The sequence below is a fragment of the Mesorhizobium sp. SP-1A genome (assembly GCF_032460275.1).
In the GTDB taxonomy this organism is placed as follows: Bacteria; Pseudomonadota; Alphaproteobacteria; order Rhizobiales; family Rhizobiaceae; genus Mesorhizobium.
This window is the reverse complement of sequence record NZ_JAVXZD010000017.1, coordinates 20,961-27,237: the sequence shown is the minus strand read 5'-3', so window position 1 is coordinate 27,237 and position 6,277 is coordinate 20,961. Positions and strand designations below refer to the sequence as shown.

Genomic DNA, 6,277 nt, shown 5'->3' with positions numbered 1-6,277 from the left:
AATAACGCCATGTCGATCACTCCATAGCCCCCGCTGAAAACATGCGAGGGAGGGTTCAAACATGGGTCAATTCTCAATGGAAATATTGGGCTGCGCCGGGTCAGTTCTCAGTGGCAATCAACACAATTGGCTCAGATCGACCTTCTTGGCATCCGTGGATTTGTCGAAGCTGAAATCGGTCGAGGCCCCCGGTCCGAACTTCCAATTCCGAGTATCGATCGTGTATTGCGGTGCCTGTGGCACGTGAGTGCTCGTGATCACATAGCGCAGCGGAACCGGCTGATCGCCATCCTTGATCCAAATCTGCCAATCGACATCGGGGCTTCGGAAAGCAAGATATTCGCACTCCACGCCATCGATATATGCGCTGGAGATATGCTTGCCGGTGACATCGTCGTTGATCAGCAAGTCGTAGATGTCGGGACTAAGAATATCAGCACCCGGCGGCTCGATACCCGCATTGGCGAGCTTGTCGCCAAGGTCCTCCAACGTGCCTTTTGCCTCGATCTGGGCATAGGCGTTTAGGTTTCGGCCGAGTACCGAAAAGGTTGTTCCGTCGAAGACGGCTTCGATGTCCGTGAAACCGCCGGTACGGTTGACCTTGATCCTGTCTGGGCGGCTGAGAGCGACATTCCCTGAGCTTGCAAACTGGAGCTTCTGGGATTCCGGTGTGACCACTTCGATCGACGAATTGTAGTCGAAGGAGAGCGTCTTCTGCTTGCCCATGAAGTCGGACATTGCCTTCAGCAGATCGCGAGCGTCGTCCGCCGCGAACGCGGTTCCAGGCAACAGGCCCGCAGCCATGCAACTCGTCGCAGCCAGTGTTATGAACGAGTTCCTGATTGTCATCTTGGCACCTTCCCGCAGTTCTTCCAACGCGGATCACAGGCGATTGCCTGACCTCCGCCGCCGGGCAGTCCAGTCATTTTGCGTAAGGAAGGAGGCAGCTTCCCGCGCATGGGCGCAAGGCACGGAACGGCAACGATACTGTTACAAGTCCATATGAGTTGCTTCGAGCGAGCATCTGACAGGCGATCGAGGGTTAGTCCTAGCTGTGGCTCCTTGTCGCTTGTCGGGCGACGGTCGTGCAGGACCAACGGCCCCGATCTGCATGTAGAAAGCGGTGCGACGAAAAATGGTGCATCTCGCAACCGACGGCCGCCCCAGTCGGTGCTCCACGCCATACCCACGACGTACGCGGCGTTCCACGCTCGAATGCGGTCGATCTCCAAAGCGCACGGGACTTCGTCCCGGGCTTCTTTGAATCGCTGGCGAGAATGTGCGCGCGGAGTGAAGCGCAAACCCGACCTTTGAATTCGCTAACCGGAGCGTGCTTTCCAATGAAGCAATACTTGGCTCTAGGACCGAAATGAGGGCGTGAAGCTGTCATCCATATTTACGCGAAAGCCATCGTTCATGTCTGCCCTAGAGACTAGGCAAAGTTTGCCCAAAGTTCCGTTCGGCTTAGCGCGAGACCGTGCGGACTTGCAGATTACACCCTTGACGTCCCTCTCGGATCGTATTCCTCCGGTGAGGGCCGCCTTGCGGGCTGAGGGCGAACGTCGGAAGTCCTAGGGGTAATCCTAGGAGTAGCCCTATGACGATGCCGCGTGTGGAGGTGATCACGTCGGTCGAGAGGCGTCGGCGATGGTCACGTGAGGAGAAGGAACGCCTGGTCGCGGCCTCGTTCGAGCCTGGCGTATCGGTGTCGGAAGTCGCGCGATCGGCGGGCATTCACGTCAGCCAGCTCTTTCGATGGCGCAAGGATCTGTGCGATCGGGTCGACGCCGGTCTCTCGCAACTGGTCCCGGTGGAGATCGTCCCCGCAGCTGTCGTGCCCGCCGTTGAGGCGCCGACGCCATCGGTGTCTCCCGGTCAACGTCGCCGCAAGAGCGGCATCATCGAGATTGAGCTTGGCGGCGGGCGCCGTGTCCGCGTTGATCGCGACGTGGATGTCGAGGCGCTACGGCGCGTGCTGGACGCGCTCGGGTCGCGATGATCCCGGTTCCGAACGGCGTGCGGGTGTGGCTGGCGACCGGCCACACCGACATGAGGAAGGGCTTTCCGGGCCTGGCGCTTGTGGTGCAGGAGACGCTGAAGCGCGATCCGCACAATGGCCATCTGTTCGTCTTCCGCGGCCGCCGCGGCGACCTGATCAAGGTTCTGTGGCACGACGGCCAAGGCGCTTGCCTGTTCTCGAAGAAGCTCGAGCGCGGCCGCTTCATCTGGCCGTCACCGGCCGACGGCGTGATCACCATCACCCCGGCACAGCTCGGCTATCTGCTCGAAGGCATAGATTGGCGCATGCCGCAGACGACCTGGCGGCCGACAGCGACCGGTTGATGATTTTGGCCTTGCACATGGTGGTGGATGTGATTCCATCGCCCTGTGTCCGACGCTGAATCGCTCCCTTCCGACCTCGCCGCTGCCCACGCGATGATCCTCGCGGAGCGCGCCGCACGCGTCGAGGCCGAAGCGCTTGCCGCTCGCGCGGCGGCGGTCAGTTCCGGGAGCGAAACGCTGATTGCGCGGCTGAGGCTGGAGATCGAGAAGCTCAGGCGTGAGCTCTATGGCAGTCGTTCGGAACGCAAGGCCAGGCTCATCGAGCAGATGGAGCTCCAGCTCGAAGAGTTGGAGGCTGGCGCATCCGAGGACGAACTCGCTGCCGAGAGGGCGGTTGCTCAGACAAGGACAGTTTGCTCGTTCGAGCGCAAGCGGCCATCGCGCAAACCGTTCCCGGAGCATCTGCCGCGCGAGCGTGTCGTGATCGCCGCACCCGAGAACTGCCCTTGCTGCGGCTCGACGAAACTGTCGAAGCTGGGCGAGGACGTGACCGAGACGCTGGAGGTGATCCCGCGCCAATGGAAGGTCATCCAGACGGTGCGCGAGAAGTTCTCGTGCCGACAATGCGAGGCGATCAGTCAACCGCCGGCACCCTTCCACGTCACGCCACGCGGCTTCGCCGGCCCGAACCTGCTCGCCATGGTGCTGTTCGAGAAGTTTGGCCAGCACCAACCGCTGAACCGGCAGAGTGAGCGCTATGCCCGCGAGGGCGTCGAGTTGAGCTTGTCGACGCTGGCCGATCAGGTCGGCGCGTGCGCGGCGGTGCTACGTCCGCTGCATGCGCTCATCGAGGAGCATGTGCTGAAGGCAGAGCGGCTTCACGGCGACGACACCACGGTGCCCATCCTGGCGAAGGGCGCGACCGACACCGGCCGAGCCTGGGTCTATGTCCGCGACGATCGCCCCTTCGGCGGGGTATCACCACCGGCAGCCCTGTTCTACGCATCGCGCGACCGGTCGGGCGATCATCCGGAACGGCACCTGAAGCAGTTCACTGGCATTCTGCAGGCCGATGCCTATGCCGGTTATAACCGGCTCTACCTCCCCGAGCGGAAGCCCGGACCAGTGACGGAGGCACTCTGCTGGAGCCATGCACGGCGCAAGTTCTTCGTGCTCGCCGACATCGCCGCCAATATCCGCCGGGGAAAGACCGCGCCGCCGATCTCGCCGATCGCCTTCGAAGCCGTCAAACGCATTGATCTCCTGTTCGACATCGAGCGCGACATCAATGGTCTCGCCGCAGCTGAACGCCTTGCCATGCGTCAAGAGCGGGGCGCGCCGCTCGTCGCCGAGCTGGAAGAATGGATGCGGCGCGAACGGTCCAAACTCTCGCGACATGCGCCTGCCGCCCAGGCGATCGACTACATGCTCAAGCGCTGGCCGGGCTTCACGCGCTTCCTCGACGATGGGCGCATCTGCCTCACGAACAATGCGGCTGAACGGGCGTTGCGCGGCCTGGCTCTCGGCAGAAAATCCTGGCTCTTCGCCGGCTCCCAACGCGGTGCCGATCGCGCTGCTGTCATGTACACGCTGATCGCAACCGCCCGCCTCAATGATGTCGACCCGCAGGCCTGGCTCGCCGACGTGCTCAGCCGCATCGCTGATACACCGCAGGGCCAGCTGAGCGGTCTCCTACCGTGGAACTGGCGCCGATCCACCGTCACGGCGAAAGCAGCCTGACCGCGGCCTTCACCGGACGCTTACCTCGGATCTGGGCACAGAAGTGATGCACAAATTGTGGCGAGGCCACTCCGACAGGCTGAATTTCGCAGCGGGATCAATGATCTAGCTGGGAAGTGGCGTTTTGCTGGCTGCGAATCCAGGTTCCCCAGCCATCGCTTTTACCATTTACTTTCAATCACTTATTAAGCATCGAAAATGCTCAGTGTTATAGCCAAGTGGGTGTTCCACATGGCGTATGTCCGTCAGGGTGGCGGCGGCATGTGAAGCCATTCCAACGCAATGCTCGCTGCTCCATTAGGCGCTTCGGAAATCCCGTGAACTGTTCCCTGTATCAATTGCCGCCGAGCGTCGGTGCCTCGACCACCAGCTCCACGCGGTCAGCGGCGAAGCGGGTTATCGAGCACTGAACGGGGCGTCCTGACAGGTCGCAGTTCACCGCGCGCGTCACCATGACGATGGCGCCGGGCGCCAATTGCAGCTCGCGCGTATCGCCTTCCTCCGCATGGCGCGCCTCGATCGCCGTCGAGGTACGACGATAGTCGGAGACGCCCAGCTTCGAGAGCGCAGCCGTGATTGACCCTATCGTGGAAAAAAGTTCGGCTATGCCGTCGAACCGGCCGGCATCGAACCAGGAGGTAGACCGGGACACGGGAACGCCATCGGCCTGGCCGAGGCTCTCGATACGGATGACCGCTTCTCCGGGCTCGAGGTCAAGCGCTGTGGCTACCCATGCGGTCGCCGGCTCCCTTGCCGTGCCGATCATGTCGCTGCGCGTATCACGCGCCTGATCCCCAAGCCCGGCGGAAAACCGCGTCCGCTCGCCGATCGGATAGACAAGGCGTTTTTGACGTCGCACATAGGTTCCGCGTCCCTGTTGCGAGACCAGTACACCTTCATGTGCAAGCGCTGCGATCGCCGCGCGCACGGTGTGCCGGTTGACACCGAAGCGTTCCGCCAGTTCGGCCTCCGGCGGCAGGCGCCCGGTCTCGTCGGTGAGCCCGGTGGCAATGCCGGTGCGTATGCCGTCCGCGATCTGCCGCCACAAGGCGACACCGACGCCGCGTTGCAACCGTGCTGCCATAGCTGTCCCTGTCCCTGTCCCTGTCATGTGTCCGTCATCAGACGCGCCTATGGTGCAGCCAATTCATCTTCTTGTCTAGATAAATAGACAAATAGGATTTGGCATGCACGCACAGGAAGACATCGCATCGCGCAAAAACCGGATGGCGGTGCTGGCGCGCAGCAGCGCTAGCCGTTTGCAGGAACTGTGGGACACTCTCGAGCTCGCACCGCCCTACCGCATCCTGCGCGGACCGGAATGCGGCCTGGTCACCCTGCGCGGCCGCGTCGGCGGCAGCGGCGAGCCCTTCAATTTCGGCGAGGCGACGGTGACGCGGGCGAGCGTCAAGCTGCAGGACGGCTCGGTCGGCCATGCCGTCGCCCTCGGGCGCAACATGGACAAGGCGCGCATCGCAGCACTGGTCGATGCTGTCTGCCGCACACCCGCGACGGCGGCGTTGGTGGATGCCCGCATGATCGCGCCGCTGCAACAGGAACTGGACGCGGCGGACGAAACGCGCCGGCGAGAAGCGGCCGCCACCCGCGTCGACTTTTTCACCATGGTTCGGGGAGAGGATTGATGCGCAATGAAGCAATCGCGCTCGACGGCGGTTTTATCGATCCCGTTCTGGATGCACAGGCCGTCTTTCGCGCTGTCATGGATGCCATGGCGCGGCCAGCGACCGTGATCGACATCAAGCCGCGCGTCACGCCGCAAGAGCCGCTGCCACCGCTTCTCGGCGCTCTCGCCCGCACGCTGGCCGATGCCGACACGCCGCTCTGGCTGGACCCAGCGCTCGGCCGAAGCGAAGCGGTGCGCGAATGGCTGGTCTTCCACACCGGCGCGCGGATCGTGGATTACCCGGCCGAAGCGGCGTTCGCCCTGATTGCCGACGGCTCTGCCCTGCCCTGCCTCAGCGACTTCGCACAAGGAATGCAGGAATATCCCGACCGGTCGGCGACGCTGGTCGTCGCCGTCGAAGCCTTTGACGGCGGCGCGGCGCTGACGTTCCGGGGTCCCGGGATCCGCGGCGAGGCGACGATCGCCCCGCGTGGCCTGCCGGATGACTTTGCCAGCCGCTGGAACGAAAACGCCGGACGCTTTCCGCGCGGCATCGATCTGGTGCTTGTCGCCGGCGGCTCGCTTGCCTGCCTGCCCCGCACGGCGCGGCTGGTCGCACGGGAGGTCTGA

The 6,277-nt window shown here is 63.2% G+C and carries 7 protein-coding genes; 5 read left to right on the top strand and 2 right to left on the bottom strand.

Going from position 1 to position 6,277, the window contains the following annotated elements:
* Nucleotides 1–117: 117 nt before the first annotated feature.
* Nucleotides 118–804, bottom strand: coding sequence for a DUF2092 domain-containing protein (locus QU595_RS30020; protein ID WP_315928982.1), 687 nt, complete (start codon nucleotides 802–804; stop codon nucleotides 118–120).
* A gap of 793 nt (nucleotides 805–1,597) precedes the next feature.
* Between QU595_RS30020 and tnpA the strand changes: the two genes are divergently transcribed.
* The 3 genes from tnpA to tnpC all read left to right on the top strand — a co-directional run bounded on the left by tnpA (nucleotide 1,598) and on the right by tnpC (nucleotide 4,023).
* Nucleotides 1,598–1,999 (top strand): IS66-like element accessory protein TnpA, encoded by a 402-nt coding sequence (gene tnpA / locus QU595_RS30260; protein ID WP_410000601.1) that lies wholly within the window; start codon nucleotides 1,598–1,600, stop codon nucleotides 1,997–1,999.
* The gene (gene tnpB, locus QU595_RS30010; protein ID WP_315928980.1) at nucleotides 1,996–2,343 is read left to right on the top strand and encodes an IS66 family insertion sequence element accessory protein TnpB; all 348 of its coding nucleotides are present in this window, start codon (nucleotides 1,996–1,998) and stop codon (nucleotides 2,341–2,343) included. The genes tnpA and tnpB overlap by 4 nt, the downstream gene beginning before the upstream one ends.
* Before the next feature lie 93 nt (nucleotides 2,344–2,436).
* Nucleotides 2,437–4,023 (top strand): IS66 family transposase, encoded by a 1,587-nt coding sequence (gene tnpC / locus QU595_RS30005; RefSeq protein WP_315928984.1) that lies wholly within the window; start codon nucleotides 2,437–2,439, stop codon nucleotides 4,021–4,023.
* A gap of 334 nt (nucleotides 4,024–4,357) precedes the next feature.
* Here tnpC and phnF read toward each other — a convergent pair whose 3' ends face one another.
* Nucleotides 4,358–5,107 carry a phosphonate metabolism transcriptional regulator PhnF gene (phnF, locus tag QU595_RS30000; RefSeq protein WP_315928978.1) on the bottom strand — a complete coding sequence of 250 codons (750 nt, stop codon included), beginning with the start codon at nucleotides 5,105–5,107 and terminating at the stop codon, nucleotides 4,358–4,360.
* A 103-nt stretch (nucleotides 5,108–5,210) separates the two neighbouring features.
* Here phnF and phnG point away from each other — a divergent pair, with 103 nt between their 5' ends.
* Together phnG and phnH are read left to right on the top strand one after the other, a co-directional pair.
* Entirely contained in the window at nucleotides 5,211–5,666 is a 456-nt protein-coding gene (gene phnG, locus QU595_RS29995) for a phosphonate C-P lyase system protein PhnG (RefSeq protein WP_315928976.1), read from the top strand.
* Entirely contained in the window at nucleotides 5,666–6,277 is a 612-nt protein-coding gene (phnH, locus tag QU595_RS29990; protein ID WP_315928974.1) for a phosphonate C-P lyase system protein PhnH, read from the top strand. The genes phnG and phnH overlap by 1 nt, the downstream gene beginning before the upstream one ends.